Raw genomic sequence first — 19,957 nt, 5'->3', positions numbered from 1 at the left:
GTTGTTAAGGATTAAGACAATTGCCGTCCCATCTTCTGCAATCTTTCAATATAGGGTCCCAGCTTAAGCAACATAAAGGAGCCTGCCCACCTTGAATTTTTTTAAGGTCTTTTTTAGAAAGTGCTTTTAAATTTTTCATAAATATTTTGTTATTAGTGGTTAACCAAATATAATAAAAACATTTTATAAATGTAATAATTAGTTGGTAAATGATTGTAAAAAACCGCCCGAAGGCGGTTTATATGATAAGATTTAAAAATTATTTAGTTTTTATCCCAGAACAGTTTTATTGTTGCTTTATCGCCTCCAATTTTTGTTGCAGCTGCATTTACATTAGCTCCATTCAATACATATTCCTGATCAGAATAAGGCATTCTATAAGGTACCGAAGGTAGATTAGATGTTGGTGGGTTAACAAGCGTTGGATTATCTAAACGTCTTGTAAAATTCCAACTTGCAAAACCTTTATTAAATAGGGCTATCCATGCTTGTGTTCCAATAGACTGTTTCCAATTAGCAGCATTATAAGGATGCGCAGCTAAATAGGCAACTGTGTTGCTAGTGCTCACCCCATTCTCATTCATTGATGCTGTAATAGCAGTATTATAAAGAGTAACTGCTGTTCCCCCTGCTGAATATTCTCTAGCAGCTGCTTCGGCTTTTAGAAAAGCAACCTCTGCATAACTTAATAAATTAGATGCTTTAGTTGAAGACCTAAAATAAGTACTTAATTGAGAATAGTCTGTATAGGGATCATTTAATTTTCCAAAAACACCTCCTTTATATACCCCATTAACTTTAGTGAACCAGACTTCCATTCTAGGGTCTGATAAACTACTCATTGTATTAACGGCCAATTCACTAGGTATAAAATCATTTCTACCTGTTTCTAAATTATCAAAAACAGGATTGGAAAATGTATTTCCATCGTATGCAAATTTATACGCCTCCGCTTCTGAAGAAATAACACCCGCTGCGATTGCTGATTCTGCCGTAGCTTTAGACAATACGGGATCTTCATCCGCTAGATTCATTGCTAGTCTTAATTTAATAGAATTAGCAAACTTCATCCATTTTGTCATATCTCCTGAGTACACCAAGTCACCAGATTTATATCCTTTCGAAGCAGGTTTTATAGTTGCAACTACCTCATTTATTCTTTTAATTAAATCAAGATAGATTGTTTTAGCATCATCATACTTTGGTGTTAAAATTTCATTGGATTTAAAAGCCTCAGAATAAGGTATATCACCAAAAGTATCCACCAGATTTTCCCAGATGAAAATTTCTTCAATTTCCAACGTTGCTAATTTATTAACCTTCTCATCATTTGTATTAATTTCATTTGGTAAATTAATTTTTGCCTGCTTAATATTATTAAGACTATAAACATACATCCTGTTAAAATGATTTCTTGGTTGGTTACGAGTTACCAAGTTATATTGAGTTTCATCTGGATATTCCGTTTCTGCCCATTGCTGAGTGAAAAATCTATAATTGTTAAAACCTACATTTGGAGTATCCATATAATAAGATGATTGGAACAAGGCCGTTGCCAATAGATTTTGAGACGGAAGAGTTGAAGGATGCTTAGGATCTTCATTCAATGATGTTATATCGCTTTGGCATGACGTTAAGCCCAAACCAATAAATAGAATTGCTAAACTTGTTTTTAATATATTTTTCATCTTTATTGTATTAAAATTTAAATGTTACATTTGCTCCGATATCCCTTGTTGTAGGCATTGAACCGATAGACCATCCATATGAATTGATACCTCCGCCGACCATTGCCTCCGGATCTGCATAAGGAAGGTTTTTATGAATTATCCATAAATTTCTGGCCACAATAGAAAACTTTACGTCATGTATTTTAGTTCCATTCAATACTGATTTTGGTAAAGTATATCCTATGCTCGCTTCTCTTAACTTAACAAAAGAACCGTCGTAAACGAACTCACTAGAAGGCTGAGTTTGATATCCATAATTATTTCCTTTTTCAATTTGTGATAATGGAATATTATTAGGTGTTCCGTTTGGTAATACCCCTGGAATAATAACAGGTTTATCTCTATAATCTCCTATTGCTGTTTCTTTATAAAGACCTGTAGCCATACCATAATACATATCAGTAGAAAATACATCTCCACCCTTACGAATATCTATTAGGAAGCTTAATGAAAATCCTTTATAATTAATACTATTTCTTATTCCGCCAATCCAATCCGGAGTAGTATTACCAATAATTTGATTACTATTTTGCAAGTATTTACCTGTATTGGGATCAATAACTCTTTGTCCATTCAAATAGGTATAATCGGATCCAATTAAAGTACCCCAAGCTTCTCCTACTCTAGCATTTAAAGAAACTCCTCCTTGAAAACTATTTAATAAAAGATTGGTAATTCCTGGATAAAGCGCAATAACTTTGTTTGTATTTTTAGACCAGTTTACATTGATATTCCAAGAAAAATCTTTAGACTTTACAGGAACTAAACCTAGCTGAACTTCATAGCCTGTATTATCTATTCTACCGGCATTAATTACTTTATTGGTATATCCTACCCCAGAAGAAACGGGAAGTTTTATGATCTGATTAATGGTTTTAGTCTTATAATAAGCAAAATCTAATGTGATTCTATCTTTCAAAAAGTGTATTTCTGTGCCTACTTCAAACTCTTTAGAGCGTTGAGGTTTTAAATTTGGATCTGCTTCGATTAAAATAGGATCATAAATTCCTGTTCCAGACAATACTCCTGCTGATCTATAAATATTAGCTAATTGATATGGATCTGCTGTACCTCCCACTTCTGCATAATTTGCTCTTAGCTTCCAAAAATTCATCCAATTTTTAGTTTTTAAAATCTCAGAAAGAATTAAAGATCCCGTAATTGAAGGATAATTGTAAACATTGTTTGCAGCAGGTAGAGTAGAACTTTGATCCACCCTCCAAGTTCCATCTAAATAGAACATCTTATAGAAATCAAATGAAGCAGTTACATATCCTGAATTAGTTTGTATTATCGATTCATCTTCGTCTGGTGCTAATGGCGATTTCAAAGAATTAGATAAAGCATATATTCCCGGCACGACCAATCCGCCTTCCGTAGAAGCATACACAGAATTAAGATAGTTTCTTCTTATATTCCCCCCTACAACTCCAGAGACATTAATATTATCCGTAATATCAAATTTATAATTAGCCATTAAATCATAGTTCGTTTCCGTTCTCGTTATATCTCGTCTGGCATATCCGGAGGACACTTTATTTCCTGACCTTCCAAAACCCTGATTCACAGACCCTGCTGCAAGCCTTTCTTCGGCAAACAAATTTGATCTATCATAGGAAACCTTACCTGTTACCGAAATATTATCTAGCAAATCATAAGTAACTTGCGCATACGTAAAATTTCTAAATCGTTTATCTGTTGTATAATTTTGATACGCTTGGAAATAAGGATTATTCCAGTATGCTCCCTCTCCGTTAGTCGCAGATTTTCTATTCCATGAAACATTCCCATAATTATTGGCAGCACTCGCAACATCAGGATTACTATTAGCAAAATATGCTCTTTCCTGTTCTTTTAAATCTACATTGGTTTGCCACCATTGTCTAAACGCTCCTATTTGATTACCTGAGTAGCCTGTTATACTACGCCCTTTGGTATCCTGTAATGTCATTGTAGAATAAAAAGAAGTATGTAATTTAGGTGTCAGATCGTAATTTACTTTGAGTGAAAAGTTATTTTTATTAATATGAGAATTAGGCATTAAACCATCTGACATCATATTATCATAGGTAAAACTAATATTTTTACCTTTTTGTCCTTTTTCTAAAGTGACACTATTCGTATAGGTCGTAGGATTATTAAAAAAAGTAATGGGCCCGTTTTTAGCAGCTACCCAAGGTGTTGCTTTTTGGTAATTTGGAGAGGTTGGATCATAGGCATCCCATTGATATACGAGTAAGTTAGGATCAAATTTAGGTCCCCAAGAAGCATCGTTAGAAAAGTTTGCATTATAAATTCCATTTGCTCCTGTTGATCCAAACTTCTGAGAATTGCCCGCTCCATATCTTGTTTGATATTCGGGAAAGGTAGATTTATCTATAAAACCTACTTGTACCGAAGAAGATAAAGTAACTCCCCATGAGCCATCATCTTTACCTTTACCATTTTTGGTTGTAATAACAATAACACCATTTAAACCTCTTTCCCCATACAATGCAGACGCTGCTGCTCCTTTTAATACATTAACAGATTCTATGTCTTCCTGATTAATATCAGATAAGGCATTTCCATAATCTATATTTTTTTCCTGAGTATAGGTATTGTTTACAGGTGATCCATCAATAACAATAAGTGGATTACCTCCTCCTAATGATTTCACCCCTCTAATTAGCAGATTGGAAGATCCTCCAAAGTTATTACTTGTGGTAACATTAAGACCTGCTACTTTACCTGATAATTGCGCTGCAATGTTACCTGTATTAGTTGTACCCTCGGAAAGAGCACTTGCTTTTATTTCCTGAGAAGCATATCCTAAAGATTTTTTCTCTCTTTTAATACCCAATGCAGTAACTACGACCCCTTCAATTTCTTTTGTCTTAATTGTATCTTTCTTTTTTTCCTGAGCATTGACAATTGCAAAAGACGATGATAATACCAAGATGAGAACACCAGTTGTTATTTTTTTCATTTTTTTGTGCTAAGAAGCAAAGTTGTAAAACCTTACTAAAAAACACAAAAAATAACGCACAAAAATTAACACATATTAACTAATCACTCATTTTAAACCCTTAAAAATTAATAAAAAACGTTAATTAACTCTATTTTAATGTAAAAAATAATAGTGGATTCATGGGAAAAAGTAAATATAATGTATTCTATTCATCCTAAAATATTGAATTTAAGAAAATAAAAAAAACCACCCGAAGGTGGTTTTAGTATGAATGTTAAAATATTAAAATTTGTTTGATATTAATTGATATCCCAGAATATCTTAGATGCTTGTACATCTCCATCAACTGAACCCCATTGTTTTATAGCTGCATTTGATCGATTTGCCCCATTTACACTTCCTTCATTGATTGGATAATAAATTCTTGTAGGAACCTCCCTAGATCCTGGCTTTTCAAATACTTTGAAATCTAATCTTCTGGAGAACTCCCATGCTTCGAAACCTCTATTATATGTAGCAATCCATGCCTCTGTTCCTATTTTTTGCTTCCAAGTTCCCGGTAGTGTTGCATAATTATTCGCTAAAATATAAGCATCACGATCAGCAGGCGCCACTCCCCAAAAATCCATGGACGCCTTGATAGCATTCTGAAAATAAACAGCTGCAGTACCTCCAACATTGAAACTTCTTTCAGATGCTTCAGCCAACATAAAATTAACTTCAGAGGCATCAAATAAGTAGGCATAGTTATCCGGTTTGACAATATTGCTATTTACGTGAGAAAAGTTTGCATATACATTTTGTTTCCCATATAATCCCCCAACATATAGTCCAGAAGGTGCTGTTGTAAAATAACTTGCACGTCTAGGATCAGACTTAGGGTTCATAATATCAACCAATGTATTGGCAGGTACAAAATCATTTCTCCCACTTGATACCATTTCTATAAAAAGAGGACTTGTAAACTGGCCTGTCGCAGTAAATCGAAGTCCTAAATTCTGAGAGTTGGTAAGTATAACACCACTGCTCGCTGCACTTTCTACGGTAGTCTTCGCCAACGCATTATCTACATCAGCTAAGTTTAATCCCATTCTCAGTTTAGTACTGTTTAAAAATAGCTTAACTTTATTGAGATCTCCACCAAAAATGGCGTCAGCAGATCCAAAACCTGATGATGTATTACCACTTAATAAAGCAAGAGCAGCATCACTTCTTTTGATTAAGTCTATATAGATTGTTTTTGAATCGTCATAGATTGGGTTAGGATACTTGTCCACCTGTACTGCCTGAGAATAAGGAATATCCCCATATGTATCTAATAAAACACTATAAATATAAATCTCCAATGCTTCAATTGTTGCTATTTTACTTGCTTTAACAGAAGAATCTGCAATAGAATTGGTAGCAGTTCTTACCAGTTCTAACTTTAGCAACTGAGCATATAAAATATTCCAATGATTGTCAGGAACTCTTCGTTTTGGAAGATTATAAACAGATTCATCGATATATTGAGTTTCTGTCCATTGTTGTGTGAAAAATCTAAAAATATTAAGATTTACACTTGGAGTTGTCATTTGGGTTACCAATCCCAATTCTGAAGAAGCAAATAAGAAATCTGGATTTACATTCTCTGGATTTTTTTCATCACTATTTAATGATGTTATGTCTCTTCCGCATGAAGTTAAAGCCATACTGGCAATAAAAAGACTAAATACTATTTTTTTCATGTTGACTTCTTTTAAAAATTAATGGTAAAATTAGCTCCATAGGTTCTAGTAGTCGGCATTGCCCCTATAGAATATCCTCTGGATAAGTTAGCACCCTGTACCCCTACAGCTGATCCTCCTGTATATCCTGCTTCAGGATCTGCATAAGGTAGGTTCTTATGAATAATCCATAAGTTTCTACCAAATATTCCAAACTTCATCCCAGTAATAAATGTATTGGCAAATAAACTTTTTGGAATATCAAAATATATAGCAGCTTCCCTTAATTTTATAAATGATGCATCATATACAAATTGTTTCGCAGGATAATTTCCTGAAGCTAATATAGAACCTGTTTCTGATGGAAGATTATCTGCAGACAATGGGACATTATTTTGAATATATTGCCCATTGTGCATTACCACACCTGGCAGCACTACCCCTGGCTCTCTAATCGCCAATGTTTCAGGATAGATTCCGGTATCTGTTCCATACAACATATCTGCCGAGAATACACTCCCTCCCTGTTGTCCATCAATCAGGAACGTAAAGGTAAATGCCTTGTAGGAAAAGCTATTTCTAACACTCCATGTATATTGAGGCATAATATTCCCAATAACATTGGTTTTAGATGCTGTCATCATATAATTACCTGTATCCGGATCAATTACTTTCTGCCCATCAGGAGAATAAATAAAATCTGTCCCCCAAATCTGTCCATAGGCTTCTCCAACAGGTGCATTAAATGTTACATCATTAACTCCTCTTCCTAACTGAAGATTTTTCATTCCCTCATTAAGGCTTAATACTTTATTTTTATTAATCGCCCAGTTCCAGTTCATATCCCATTTGAAGGTTGAACTTTTAAGCGGCACCAAGTTAAGCTGTACTTCTATTCCTTTGTTTTCTAGTTCTCCTGCATTATACCATTTGGTAGTATAACCTGAAGATCCTGATACCGGAACCAATAAAATCTGATCTTTGGAATTTGTTTTATATAAACTAACATCAAAACCTACCCTATTGTTTAAGAATCTGGCCTCCATACCCACTTCTACTTCCGTTGATCTTTCTGGTTTTAAACCTGGATTATTTTTAAAACTATTAGGATCTACAATGGGCGTTGTACCATAAAGGCCTCTAATATTATAAGTATCTAATAATCTGAAGTTATCCGTAGTCTTACCAACCTGAGCCCAGTTTCCTCTTACTTTCAAGAAAGAAAGCCAATCTTGCTTAACAAGGTTAGATAATACCACTGAACCTGAAACAGATGGGTAAAAATAAACATTATTACCACTTGGTAGGTTTGAAGATTTATCAACACTTGCTGTACCTTCTAAGAAATAAGTATCCTTGTACCCTAACGATACCTGACCATAAGCTCTAGGTAATGTAAGACTACCTGTATATTCTTGAGTAGGGATAACCTGCCCCGCAGAATTTCTTATAGCATACAGCCCTGGAACAATTAATCCTGCTCCTGTCCCATCTGGTTGAGTAGAAGCATCTGTAGTCTCTAGAGTATTTCTTCTTACTGAAGTTCCTAATACCCCCCTAAACTGATTTCATTATCAAATTTCTTATTGTAATTAGCAAATAAATCAAAGTTGAGTTCATTGCTATACAGATTACTTAAATAATACCCTGATGAAGCATTAGGCTGTGGATTTAATGCTGTAGGTAATCCTGGAACGATTCCAAATGATTCTGGATGACTTCCAACAGCCTTTCTAACCTCTGTTTTCTGATTGGAGAAATCTGATGAAACTCTTCCTGTTACACTAACAGAATTTGAGAGCTTATAATTCAACATTCCGTATCCAAAAAAACGAGTTCGCCTGTCACTCTGGTAGTTTTGATATCTATCAAAGTAAGGGTTATTCCAAAATGCTGGCGCCAAGAAATTATCCGGATCGCTGTAGCCATAAGGGTTCCATGAAATATTTTGACCACCTGTATTGAAATATGCATCTCTTAACTGATACATATCTACATTCGTTTGCCACCACTGTCTAAAACCTCCAATAATATTATCATTATATCCTGTAGCATTCCTACCTACCGTATTCTGCATAGTTAGTGAAGAATAAACTGTAGCAGTAAGTTTATCTGTTACTTTATAATCAAACTTTGCGGAAATAGTATTTTTCTTCTGATCAGAATTAGGAAGAACCCCAGTAGTTAAGAAGTTATTATAATTAATTAAAACACTTGAATTTTCATTCCCTTTTTCTATAGTAACAGAATTGGAAGTAGTCTGGGCAGCCTGAAAAAAATCAACAGGTGTATGTTTTGCTGCCACCCAAGGAGTTGCCTGATGATATCCTGGTAAATTTGGATATAAAGAATACCATTGATAGACCATTAGGTTAGGATCGAAAGCTGTTCCTACTGATGCATCATTATTTGTACCTACCACTAAATCCTTAATTCCATCTCCATCAATATCCCTACTTAGGAAGCTAGAGCCTCCATATCCTGCTCCATACTTATTTTGATATTTTGCAAATGTTGATTTATCAATTTCTCCGTATTGATATTCCGTTGAAAGTGTTACACCCCATTCATTATTCTTTCTAGATTTCCCTTTTTTCGTTGTAATTACCACCACTCCAGAAGAAGCTCTCTCCCCATATAATGCAGAAGCAGCAGCACCTTTCAATACATTAATACTTTCTATATCATTCGGATTTAAATCTGATATTGAATTTCCTCCATCAAAAATCGTATAGCTTGAAGAAATAGTGCTATTATTATTACTAATTGGAACACCATCTACAACAAAAAGTGCTTGATTATTACCTCCTATCGATTTCATCCCTCGAATTACCACACTCGAAGCTCCTCCAAAGTTTGAACTGCTGACTACTTGAACCCCTGCTGCTTTACCAGCCATTTGAGTAGATAAATTTCCGGTATTAGCACCTTCTCTCAGTACATCTCCTTTTATCTCTTGAGATGCATATCCGAGAGCTTTTTTCTCCCTTTTAATACCAAGAGCGGTCACCACAACACCCTCAATTTCTTGTGTTCTTATAGTATCTTTCTTCTTTTGCTGAGCATTAGCTACAGCTAGAGATGAAGATAATACTAAGATAAGTACACTTGCTGTTAATTTCTTCATATCAAATTATTTTTTGTACCCTACAAATTTGTAAAACTTTATTAACAACACAAAGAAAAATGTTAAAAAAATATTAACTATTCAAATATTATCAATAAAAACATGATTAAAAATATTAATTTTTGTTAAAAAAATGAATTTTAACAAAAATAGAATACTCAAAAGTCACTTTTGTTTGAAATATAATAACAATAATTATTATTGATATTATCTATACATATAAATTCTAAAAAGCTCATTAAAACTTCAAAATCAACACATTAATATAATTAAAAAGCAATTCTAAAATATATTTCTAAAAATAATGAATGACACGCATACATTTTATATCTACAAAAACCATCAAATAAAAACCTCCGAATAGAGAGAAGCGTTTAAAAATTAAACTTAGCTTTAAATCAAATCTGCTTATATATAAATCCCGTAAAGCTTTTTTTATTTAATTTTATACCTCAATATTTAATGTATTATTTTCATGGATTTATTAAAAAGCTGGTCAAACTCTTATATAGAAGCAGGGTGCGATGAAGTAGGAAGAGGTTGTTTATGTGGACCAGTAGTAGCAGCGGCTGTCATTTTGGATGATAATTTTAAGCAAAATTTAGTAAATGACTCTAAAAAGTTAAATTTCAAAACCAGAATGGAGCTTGACAGCTATATTAAAGACAATGTAAAAAATTACGCTATTGCAGAATTATCACCAGAGTTCATAGATCAACATAATATACTGAATGCTAGTATTCATGCAATGCACAGAGCATTGGATCAGTTAACGATAAGGCCTGAGCTTATTTTAGTAGATGGAAACAAATTTCATCCCTACAATTACATTCCTCATCAATGTATCATAAAAGGAGATTCAAAAATATTGTCTATTGCAGCAGCGTCTATTTTAGCAAAGAATTATAGGGATCGATTGATGATTGAACTGCATGAAGAGTATCCTGAATATGGATGGAATACCAACTTTGGCTATGCTACTAAGAAACATCAGGAAGCCCTGATAAAACATGGTCCCACAAAGCATCACAGACAATCTTTTAGACTTAAATACGATTAAAGAATAACCGTATAAGAGACGGAAACCTTCAAATTAACCTTTCCTACAAAAACACCCATCAAGCTATATAAAACATGTTATTTTATTGTAAATTTTAAATATTTCACAATAAACATTAACAAAATACTTGAAATAGATATTTTTATTTATATTTGAATTATAAAGATTCTATATTTTTTGAATTTCCAACGAAATCTAAAAAAACAATCTTAACCTTCCAAAAAATAAAAATATGAAAAACATCGCAAAATTTACAAATGTTAAGTTAATTAACAGAAATCAGTTAAAGCAAATTATGGGTGGACGAATTTGTGCTTGTGGTACGCCATGTCCAGACATGAATCAACCCCCTCCAAAACCTTGTAATTAAAAGTTTTCATTCCAAGAAAAAAGAGAAGCAATAATTGCTTCTCTTTTTGTTATAATAAATTGTTGTTATTATTTCTTTTTATTTTTCTGCTGCTCTGCTACACTTTGTTGTTGCTGAGCTTTATCCATCATTTCTCTCATTTTCTTTTGGAACTTACCTTCTGTTTTTGGTTTTTCCTTATTAGCCTGAATCTGTGCATGAATTTTCTTTTCATCCAAGATTACATACTTAATGACTAAAATAATTAAGATGTTGATCGCATTCGATATAAAATAATACCAAGAAAGACCAGACGCCGAAGTATTCAAGAAGAACAAGAACGTAACAGGGAAAATATACATTAACACTTTCATATTAGGCATACCTTCTTGTTGTGGCTGTTGCATATTTCCTGAAGTCATTACGGTATAGATTAAAATTACCACTGTACACGCTAAAGCAAATACACTTAAATGATCTCCTAAGAAAGGAATTTTAAATGGCAATTTAATTAAATCATCATAAGCCGTTAAATCTTTTGCAAACCAGAATCCTTGTCCTCTCAAATCAATAAAGTTCGGGAAGAAACGGAATAGGGCGTAGAAAATCGGAATCTGCACCAATGCAGGTAAACATCCAGCCATCTGATTCACTCCAGCTTTTCGATAAATTTCCATCGTAGCCTGTTGCTTTTTCATAGGATCTGCATCCTTGAATTTCGCATTCGCTTCATCAATCTCAGGGCGAATCACTTTCATCATCGCACTCAGCTTATGCTGCTTATACATGATTGGGGATAGAATTAACTTAACGATAATAGTCATGAAGAAAATGACCCAACCTGCTGCAATTCCCCAAGAGGCAATTAGATTATACATTGGCATGAAGAATCCACGATTCATCCAGCCTATTAATGACCATCCTAATGGTAAGATCTCGTCAAAGTTTTTATCGTATGATTTTAACAACGGTAAATCTAAAGGTAAGAAATACCAAGTAAAGTCTTGATTCAATTCGCTTCCAGTCATTTGAACAAAACCTTCATAGTTCAGTTTTTTCAAATATTCTCCCTCTTCAATTGATTCCTGATTTCCTTTACTGTGTGTAAATCCGTTTTTAGCTTCAATTACTGAAGAGAAGAACTGTTGTTTTACACCAATCCAGTTAAGGGTTTCTTTTTCCTCCTCCATTGTTGTTCTTCCGTCATAATCATAATCTTTATAATTATTGAAAGCATATGAGAATTCTGAGTGAGACTGTTCCTGAGCTCTACCTTTTTCTAAGTTTCTTACACTGTAATCCCAGATGAAATCTGCTTTAGTATCAGAAGTAACTTTAGCAAGACCTTGAGATCTTACTTTGAAATCTACCGTGTATTTATCTAATAAGGTATAAATAAACTGAATAACAGCACCGTTATAGTTAGCTGTCAATGTAACAGCATTTCCGTTCACTGTCGGAGAGAAAACTAAATCTTTAGTATTGATTACTTTACCTGTTTTATCTTTAAACTGGAAACCGTAGTTTGAGTTATTTTTAGTAATCAGATAAAGAGGAAGATCAGCTCTGTCATTTTTATGATCGTAAGCTTTATATTTTAAAAGTTCTACTTTAGAAACTTGCCCTCCTAAACTTGAAAATTCCAATTTCAATTCATTGTTTGCCAAATTTGCAGTCTGAATTGCATTAGGAGTTACATTTGGATTGATATTGCTTGCCTGAGTTTGTTTTACAGCATTTTTAACTTGTTCAGTTTTTTGTTGCTGAGCCTTTACCTCTTCCTCTTTCGATTGTTTGTTTTGGAAATAAAACATAAAACCGAAGAGTACCAAACATAAAACCGCAAAACTAATCATTTGACTTTTATCGAGTCCGTTGTTCTGTTGCATTTTATTTTAATTAAATTTTTTACCTATTTAAACTTTTCATAAAATCTTAACCACAAAAGGCACAAAAGTTTCACTTAACACTTAAGTTAATTTAAAGATCACATTAATCCTTATAAAAGAACACTTAAGTTTTTTGAAAATCTTTGATTTTCCTCTTATATGGACTTTTTATTTTCAAAACATTAAACTTAAAATACTTTTGTGTTTCTTAGCCCAACGCTTTTGTTTCTTTTGTTGTTATAAATTTTAAACCAATACGTAAAGTGTGTGTATACACTATACATAATTCGAGTCGACAAAAATACTGTTTTTTTATCAAAACTCTATCTTTTACTCCGTTACTATATAATAAACTCAAGCTGATAATAATCAACCTGAGTTTATATATGACGTTTGTAATTAAACAATTACCTTATTTCTGTTCGCAAGCCTTAATAAAAGCTTTGAATAAAGGATGCGGTGTTGCAACCGTACTCTTGTATTCCGGGTGATACTGTACCCCAACATAGAACGGGTGATCTGGCATTTCTAATGCTTCTACCAATCCTGTTTCTGGGTTTGTACCTGTAGCTAAGAAACCATTCTTTTCGAATTCCTGAAGATAATCACTGTTGAATTCATAACGGTGACGGTGTCTTTCAGAAATATTTTTAGCTCCATAAATATCATATAACTTAGAAGCATTTTTCAATGAACATTTCCAAGCACCAAGACGCATTGTACCTCCTTTATCTACTACATTTTTCTGCTCTTCCATGATTGAAATTACAGGATCTGGGGTAGATGTATCAAATTCCATTGAGTTTGCTTTCGCATGTCCAAGAACATTTCTTGCAAATTCAATCGTCATGATCTGCATTCCTAAACAAATTCCCAACATTGGAACTTTATTTTCTCTTGCATACTGAGCTGTAAGAACTTTACCTTCAATTCCTCTGTCACCAAAACCTGGGGCAACAAGAATTCCATCAACACCTTGTAAAGTTTCTTTAATATTTTCAGCAGTAATATCTCCACTGTATACCCATCTTACTTTTACTTCAGTTTCAAGACTTGCTCCTGCATGTTTGAAAGCTTCAGCAATAGAAATATAAGAATCCTGTAGAGAAATATATTTTCCTACTAAGGCAATTTCTACTGTTCTTTTAGGGTTTTTGAATTTCTTTAAGAAAGTTTTCCAATCTTTAAGATCAGCTTCTTTATCATTTTTAAGATCTAATTCTTTTAAAACTACATCATCAAAATTTTGTTTCTGAAGGTACATTGGAACTTCATAGATCGTTTCCAAATCTTTACATTCAATCACATTATCTAAAGAAACATTACAGAACTGAGCCAATTTTGCTCTCTGCTCTTTTGGAATAGTATGTTCGGTTCTACACACTAAAACATCTGCCATAATTCCGCTTTCCATCAATTGACGTACAGAATGCTGAGATGGTTTTGTTTTTAATTCTCCACTTGAAGCCAAATATGGCAATAAAGTTAAGTGAATCACCATAGAATTCTTCTCTCCCAATTCCCACTTCAACTGACGAACAGTTTCAATGTATGGTAAAGATTCAATATCTCCAACCGTTCCTCCGATCTCCGTAATGATGATATCGTAGTTCTGCTTAGATAAAATTTTAATTCTACGCTTAATTTCGTTTGTGATATGAGGAATTACCTGCACTGTTTTTCCAAGGAAATCTCCTTTTCTTTCTTTATCAATTACAGTTTGGTAAATTTTTCCTGTCGTAACGTTGTTATTTTGAGAAGTAGGAGCGTCCAAATAACGCTCATAGTGACCTAAATCCAGATCCGTCTCCGCACCATCTTCGGTTACATAGCATTCTCCATGCTCATAAGGATTCAGTGTTCCTGGGTCGATGTTGATATAAGGATCTAGTTTTTGGATCGTTACATTAAAGCCGCGTGATTTTAGTAGAAGTCCCAGAGAAGCAGAAACGATTCCCTTTCCCAAAGATGAAGTTACACCTCCTGTCACAAAGATGTACTTTGTATTCTTTTTACTCATTAGATTAGGTTTGTGCAAAGTTAGGGGAAAAAGAAACGCAAACCAATTTTTTACCTTTATGAAATTGAAAAACACCTTTCTATCATTTATAAATACTGATAAAAAAAATTATCTATATTTGATCTCACCAAACACAAAAAGCCATAACCATAATGATTTCGGTATATAAATTAAAACCAAAATTCCAGCAGCTGCTCACTCCTATTCTATTATTCTTACATAAAAAGAAAATTACTGCCAATCAAATTACGATCAGTTCCGTTTTATTATCTGTGATTATTGGAATTTTATTTTGGAATGCCGATGTTTCAAGATGGCTTTTCCTGAGCTTACCCATCGGATTATTGATAAGAATGGCTTTGAATGCGCTGGACGGAATGATGGCAAGAAAGTTCAATCAAACGAGTAAGTTAGGTGAAGTCTTAAATGAAGTCGGCGATATTGTTTCAGATGTGATTATTTTTTTCCTTTGTTAAAATTTCAGCCCGAAAGTTTATATTTAATTATCGTCTTCATTATTTTAAGCATCATTAATGAATTCGCAGGATTGCTGGGAAAAGTTGTAGGAAAAGAACGCCGCTACGATGGGCCGATGGGGAAAAGTGATCGCGCTTTGATCTTGGGATTATATGGTTTGATTGTATTTTTTGGAGTCGATATTTCTCATTACTCTCCATATATTTTTGGCCTCATTATTTTATTGCTTTTGATCAGTACATATACCCGACTTAAAAAATCACTCCATGAAGCCTGAAGAAAATAAATTTGCAGATGTTCCTTTACGGGTAAAAACATGGATTTATATTATCCTCGTTTTTGCTCTCGGAATTTCACATCCTTTGGCGATGAAGATTTTTGTTTCATGGATCAGTTTTCAATGCTTTTTTGAATTTTTGAGAATGTTTAAAGTGAATACCAATCGCATCTACCCTTCTATCTTTATTGGAGTTTCACAATTCTTTTTATTATATTTTTCAGGTACTGAGAATTATTTTCTTTACAGTTTAGGCCTATCAATTATTGTATTATTATATTTTTCAATCTTAAAATCATCCGGAAAACAAGTATTGGGAATTCTAACAGCTTTACTAATTTGTCTTTTTTCTTTTCCACATTTAGCTTTTATCAGAGAAAATACGTCAGGAATGTATGCTATTATTTTTGTTGTCGTTGTCACTGAACTGAATGATGTTTTTCAATATCTAATGGGCAAATTCTTCGGAAAACATAAAATCGTTCCAAAAATCAGTCCCAATAAAACATTGGAAGGCTTTATAGGAGGCGTATTTCTTACGATGATATTGAGTAATATTTTAGGTTTCTTTTTATTACATTCTACTATTCTCACCAATACAATTTTAGGATTAATCTTAGGAATTTCAGGATTTTGTGGAGATGTTTTTATGTCTTATTTAAAAAGAAAAAACAATATAAAAGACACCGGAAATTTACTTCCCGGACATGGCGGTTTATTAGACCGAATGGACAGTTTGACTTTCAATGCTCCGATTTTTTTCTGGATGCTTCCGTTTCTTTTAAATCTGTAAAAAATGAGCGAAAAATTCAAAAGAGCATTATTATTTTCAGGAGGCGGAACACGATTAATGATCTACCTCGGAATATTTGCAGCGTTGGAAGAATTAGAAATGAAACCCGATGTTCTCATCGCTTCATGTGGCGGTGCTTTTGCAGCAACCGTCATCAATGCTTTTCCTGATAATTTATCGCGAAAGAAATATTTACAATCAGAAGAATATTTTCAGTTTGTATCTCAAACAGCATTAACAAAACATAAAAAGCTTTCTGAAATTGGATTTTTCTCTTTAAAAAAACTATTTAATAAAAGGAATGCTCCTTATATTGAGGACGTTTTTAATCGATATTTAGTTGAAATGAATCAAGATCTATCAGAAGATTTCCCCTCGTTGAAAAGCACTTCTTTTTCTCAGGAAATTCCGACTTTAATTATTGGTTCAGAGCTCAATTTTAATCCAACAGAAATTGGACAAAAACGAAATGATCGAAAATTATATCAAAAAACAATTTTCACCGATCCTGAAACAGCGAAGAAAATAATTCCGCAGCACATCATCATCACTTCTGAAAATTTAAAGCAGAGTGCCGTTGAAGAAATTCCCAACATAAGAACAGATGTTTCTTTATTAACAAGCACTAGAATTTCTGTTTCTGATATGTTTTATGTTGCTCCCGCTTCATTTCAGGGGAAATATTTTGCAGGGGGCGCTATTGATTTAATCCCCATTGAGCTTGCCAAGAATCTTGCGGAAGAAGTTATTATTGAAAAAAAACAATCTTACACGCCTATCGAAGAAGCTTTTGTACGTGCCGTTTTAGGGTACAGCGGAAATAAAAGATTAGAAGAAATTGAAAAACAGTTGCCCGATTTTCAAATTGACACGAATAATATCAAGCAAAAACTGGAAGGACATTACATCAAAAAAAGCATCAATTGGAGAAAATTTGAGATCGCACTTTCTTTGCCTACAAGTCATCAACAGTTTATAAAAGATATGGAAATGCAGTGGCAATATGGCTTTGATCAGACGATGAAAAGTGTAAAAATATAATTTCAAAACAGATAATTTTTGGCTAAAGCCCGCACTCAACAACCATGTTAAGGTTTAAACCTTGACATGGTTCTCAAATACTAATATGTTAATCTCTTGCCTCTTTTGTAGTTAAAATAAAAATTTAATAAAATTATTAATTGCTTTAAATTTTGGCTAAAGCCAATTCGTTTTCTATTTTTTTATTTAAACGGGTTAAAACCCGTTTCTATTGATAAGGACCCTATGCTTATTTGAATATTTACTACAAAAGCTATTTAGATAGCTAATCATTATTTAATTTTAGAAAGCAAAAGTTCTCGAAAGATTAAAAATCAAAGATTTTTCAAAACTTATGTGCTTTTATTTATTCTTTAATAATAAAACTTAAAATACTAATCTGCTAACCTTTTGCCTCTTTTGCGGTTAAAATAAAAAAACAAAAGATGCAAAAAAAACTTTTACCCTTTTCATTATTAAATAAAATCTATTTTTACCTAAAATTGAAAATCACAACACGCTCATGAATATTTTTATCGCAGGCGGGACTTCAGGAATTGGTTATTCTTTGGCTCAGCATTATCTTTCAAAAGGATATTGCGTTGGGATTTGCGGAAGAGATTTAACTAAAATCCCTGAAAATAGTTTAGAAAATTTAAAAGTATTTCAAGCCGATGTTTGTGATATGAATTCAATCTTTTCAGCCGTACATGATTTTCTACAAAATAAGGATCTTGATATTTTCATCAATTGTGCTGGAAGTTACGCAGAAGATGTAGCCGGAAATATTTCTTATAAAGAAGCCGAAGAAATGTTGCAAACAAATATTTTAGGAACTGTGAATTGTTTTGAAGTTGCCAGAAAAGTGATGAAAGGTCAGGACAAAGGAAGCATTGCTGTAATTGCTTCAGTTTCAGGAATTATGGACTATGGAAATTCGAGTTTGTATACCAAAACTAAACGTTCAGTCATTCAGATTGCGGATGCTTATCGCCGAGCTTTGAAACCGTTTGGAATTTCTGTAACGACAATCGCTCCGGGATATGTGGATACATTGAAATTAAGACAGCTTAATGACAACGATTTAAGCAAGAAACCCTTTCTTACTGATCTTGAAACGGCAACAGCTATCATTTCGGATGCTATTGAAACGCAAAAAAAAATAATTATTTTCCCTGTAAAAATGAAATGGATGATGAAATCTTTATCTCTTCTCCCCTCTTCATTATTAAATATCATCATGTTTAAAAAAGCAAAATGGATGAAAAACGATTAGATGTAAAGCAGAAAATCTATGCCCTATTATTGTGTTCCGTTGTATTCATGATTGTTTACAATTATTCAGCCTGGCATGCTTCAACCCTTGAAAAAGTTCCTTCTTTTATTTTTGATTTTGAAAAATACATTCCGTTTCTCCCTTGGACAATCATCCCTTACATGACCAGCGGACTATTTTTCTGTTCTGTTTTTTTCTTTTGTCGCACAAAAGAGCAGCTCAAAGTTCTGACTCAAAGAATGCTGTTGGTAACGATTGTTGCAGGAATTTGTTTTTTATTATTTCCCTTGAAATTTTCTCTACAAAGACCTGAGATCACTCACTCTATTTTTGGATATTCTTTTCAGTTTTTAACAACTTTTGATTCGCCTTTTAACCAAGCGCCTTCCCTACATATTGCGTACGCTTTTATTTTCTGGACCGTTTTTAAAGATTTAAAAAAATGGAGGATGCTTATGCTATTTTGGCTAATCGCTTTGGGTATTTCTACCTTAACGACTTATCAACATCACTTCATTGATATTATCACAGGAACTATCCTTGCTCATATGAGTTTTCTCATTTTTCCTGAGCAAAAGAATAATTTTTCATACAGAAATTTCCAAGTAGCTAATTTCTATTTTTTGGTTGGATGGATCTTTGTTGTAACCTCTTTATTACTGTATAAATTTTCAGATGAATCTTGGTTGTTTTTGTTATGGCCCGCTTTCGTTATGCTCATCGTGGGTTATCAATATCAAAAAAATAATATCTACTTTTTAAAAGATAACAACGGCTATATTCCTTTTTACAAAAAGCTTTTTTACTTTCCTTATTTATTAATGTATTGGATATTTTGGAAGTTTTTAAGAAAGAATAAAAGACCATTAGAAATTGTAACTAACATTTATATTTCATCAAAGCTCAGTAAAGAAGATATCAACTATTTTGAGATTAATAAAAATACTTTCGTTTACGATTTGGCAGCAGAAATGGAAGAAAGTGAGATGATAAAAGAAAAATCAATGTACTTCTCTGTTCCTTTTTTAGACATTGGAACCTTAGATATCCATCAAACGAAAAAACTCGTTACAGAAATTGTAGAAAATTATCATCAGTTACCCAAAGACGGGAAAATACTCATTCATTGTACGATGGGTTATACCAGAAGTTCTGTCATCGGAATTTTAGTAATGAAAAATATTCTATCTTTACCTCTAAACCAAGCAATAACCAATATGAAAGTCCTGAATAAGAATGCGATCATTCATTCTTACCTCCTCGATTTTCTGAAAAAAAATTAA

Annotated in this window: 13 protein-coding genes and 1 pseudogene; 6 read left to right on the top strand and 8 right to left on the bottom strand. The window is 33.1% G+C overall.

What is annotated here, in order from left to right; translation table 11 throughout:
* Window positions 1-4: 4 nt before the first annotated feature.
* From AMQ68_RS25125 to AMQ68_RS25675, 6 genes are all read right to left on the bottom strand, one after another.
* The gene (locus AMQ68_RS25125) at window positions 5-139 is read right to left on the bottom strand and encodes a bacteriocin (RefSeq protein ID WP_123905728.1); all 135 of its coding nucleotides are present in this window, start codon (window positions 137-139) and stop codon (window positions 5-7) included.
* A 124-nt stretch (window positions 140-263) separates the two neighbouring features.
* Window positions 264-1,688: a SusD/RagB family nutrient-binding outer membrane lipoprotein gene (locus AMQ68_RS16415; RefSeq protein WP_054511693.1), complete on the bottom strand. Its 1,425-nt coding sequence runs from the start codon at window positions 1,686-1,688 to the stop codon at window positions 264-266.
* Between the two features lie 10 nt (window positions 1,689-1,698).
* Entirely contained in the window at window positions 1,699-4,698 is a 3,000-nt protein-coding gene (locus AMQ68_RS16410) for a SusC/RagA family TonB-linked outer membrane protein (RefSeq protein WP_054511692.1), read from the bottom strand.
* 281 nt (window positions 4,699-4,979) lie between these two features.
* The gene (locus AMQ68_RS16405) at window positions 4,980-6,407 is read right to left on the bottom strand and encodes a SusD/RagB family nutrient-binding outer membrane lipoprotein (protein WP_054511691.1); all 1,428 of its coding nucleotides are present in this window, start codon (window positions 6,405-6,407) and stop codon (window positions 4,980-4,982) included.
* Between the two features lie 11 nt (window positions 6,408-6,418).
* Window positions 6,419-7,813, bottom strand: a complete 1,395-nt coding sequence (locus AMQ68_RS25680; protein WP_241775168.1) for a TonB-dependent receptor — start codon at window positions 7,811-7,813, stop codon at window positions 6,419-6,421.
* Between the two features lie 119 nt (window positions 7,814-7,932).
* Window positions 7,933-9,513: a TonB-dependent receptor plug domain-containing protein gene (locus tag AMQ68_RS25675; protein WP_241775158.1), complete on the bottom strand. Its 1,581-nt coding sequence runs from the start codon at window positions 9,511-9,513 to the stop codon at window positions 7,933-7,935.
* 475 nt (window positions 9,514-9,988) lie between these two features.
* Here AMQ68_RS25675 and AMQ68_RS16395 point away from each other — a divergent pair, with 475 nt between their 5' ends.
* Window positions 9,989-10,573 (top strand): ribonuclease HII, encoded by a 585-nt coding sequence (locus tag AMQ68_RS16395; RefSeq protein WP_054511690.1) that lies wholly within the window; start codon window positions 9,989-9,991, stop codon window positions 10,571-10,573.
* Window positions 10,574-11,011: 438 nt separating this feature from the next.
* Here the strand turns inward: AMQ68_RS16395 and yidC are convergent, their stop codons facing one another.
* Both yidC and AMQ68_RS16385 read right to left on the bottom strand, forming a co-directional pair.
* The gene (yidC, locus tag AMQ68_RS16390) at window positions 11,012-12,811 is read right to left on the bottom strand and encodes a membrane protein insertase YidC (protein ID WP_054511689.1); all 1,800 of its coding nucleotides are present in this window, start codon (window positions 12,809-12,811) and stop codon (window positions 11,012-11,014) included.
* A 412-nt stretch (window positions 12,812-13,223) separates the two neighbouring features.
* A complete protein-coding gene (locus tag AMQ68_RS16385) occupies window positions 13,224-14,831 on the bottom strand; it encodes a CTP synthase (protein WP_054511688.1) in 1,608 nt (535 codons plus the stop codon).
* 152 nt (window positions 14,832-14,983) lie between these two features.
* Between AMQ68_RS16385 and AMQ68_RS16380 the strand changes: the two are divergent.
* The 5 genes and pseudogenes from AMQ68_RS16380 to AMQ68_RS16360 all read left to right on the top strand — a co-directional run bounded on the left by AMQ68_RS16380 (window position 14,984) and on the right by AMQ68_RS16360 (window position 19,957).
* Window positions 14,984-15,585 (top strand): annotated as a pseudogene (locus tag AMQ68_RS16380) (CDP-alcohol phosphatidyltransferase family protein).
* Window positions 15,575-16,378 carry a phosphatidate cytidylyltransferase gene (locus AMQ68_RS16375; RefSeq protein WP_054511687.1) on the top strand — a complete coding sequence of 268 codons (804 nt, stop codon included), beginning with the start codon at window positions 15,575-15,577 and terminating at the stop codon, window positions 16,376-16,378. Before AMQ68_RS16380 ends, AMQ68_RS16375 begins: the two are co-directional and overlap by 11 nt.
* A 3-nt stretch (window positions 16,379-16,381) precedes the next feature.
* A complete protein-coding gene (locus AMQ68_RS16370; protein WP_054511686.1) occupies window positions 16,382-17,419 on the top strand; it encodes a patatin-like phospholipase family protein in 1,038 nt (345 codons plus the stop codon).
* Between the two features lie 502 nt (window positions 17,420-17,921).
* Window positions 17,922-18,674, top strand: coding sequence for an SDR family oxidoreductase (locus tag AMQ68_RS16365; protein ID WP_054511685.1), 753 nt, complete (start codon window positions 17,922-17,924; stop codon window positions 18,672-18,674).
* Window positions 18,656-19,957, top strand: a complete 1,302-nt coding sequence (locus tag AMQ68_RS16360; protein ID WP_054511684.1) for a phosphatase PAP2 family protein — start codon at window positions 18,656-18,658, stop codon at window positions 19,955-19,957. Before AMQ68_RS16365 ends, AMQ68_RS16360 begins: the two co-directional genes overlap by 19 nt.

It is taken from the genome of Chryseobacterium sp. ERMR1:04, assembly GCF_001297705.1.
GTDB lineage: Bacteria > Bacteroidota > Bacteroidia > Flavobacteriales > Weeksellaceae > Chryseobacterium.
The sequence above is the reverse complement of the archived record's forward strand: the minus strand, read 5'-3'. Positions and strand labels throughout refer to the sequence as shown.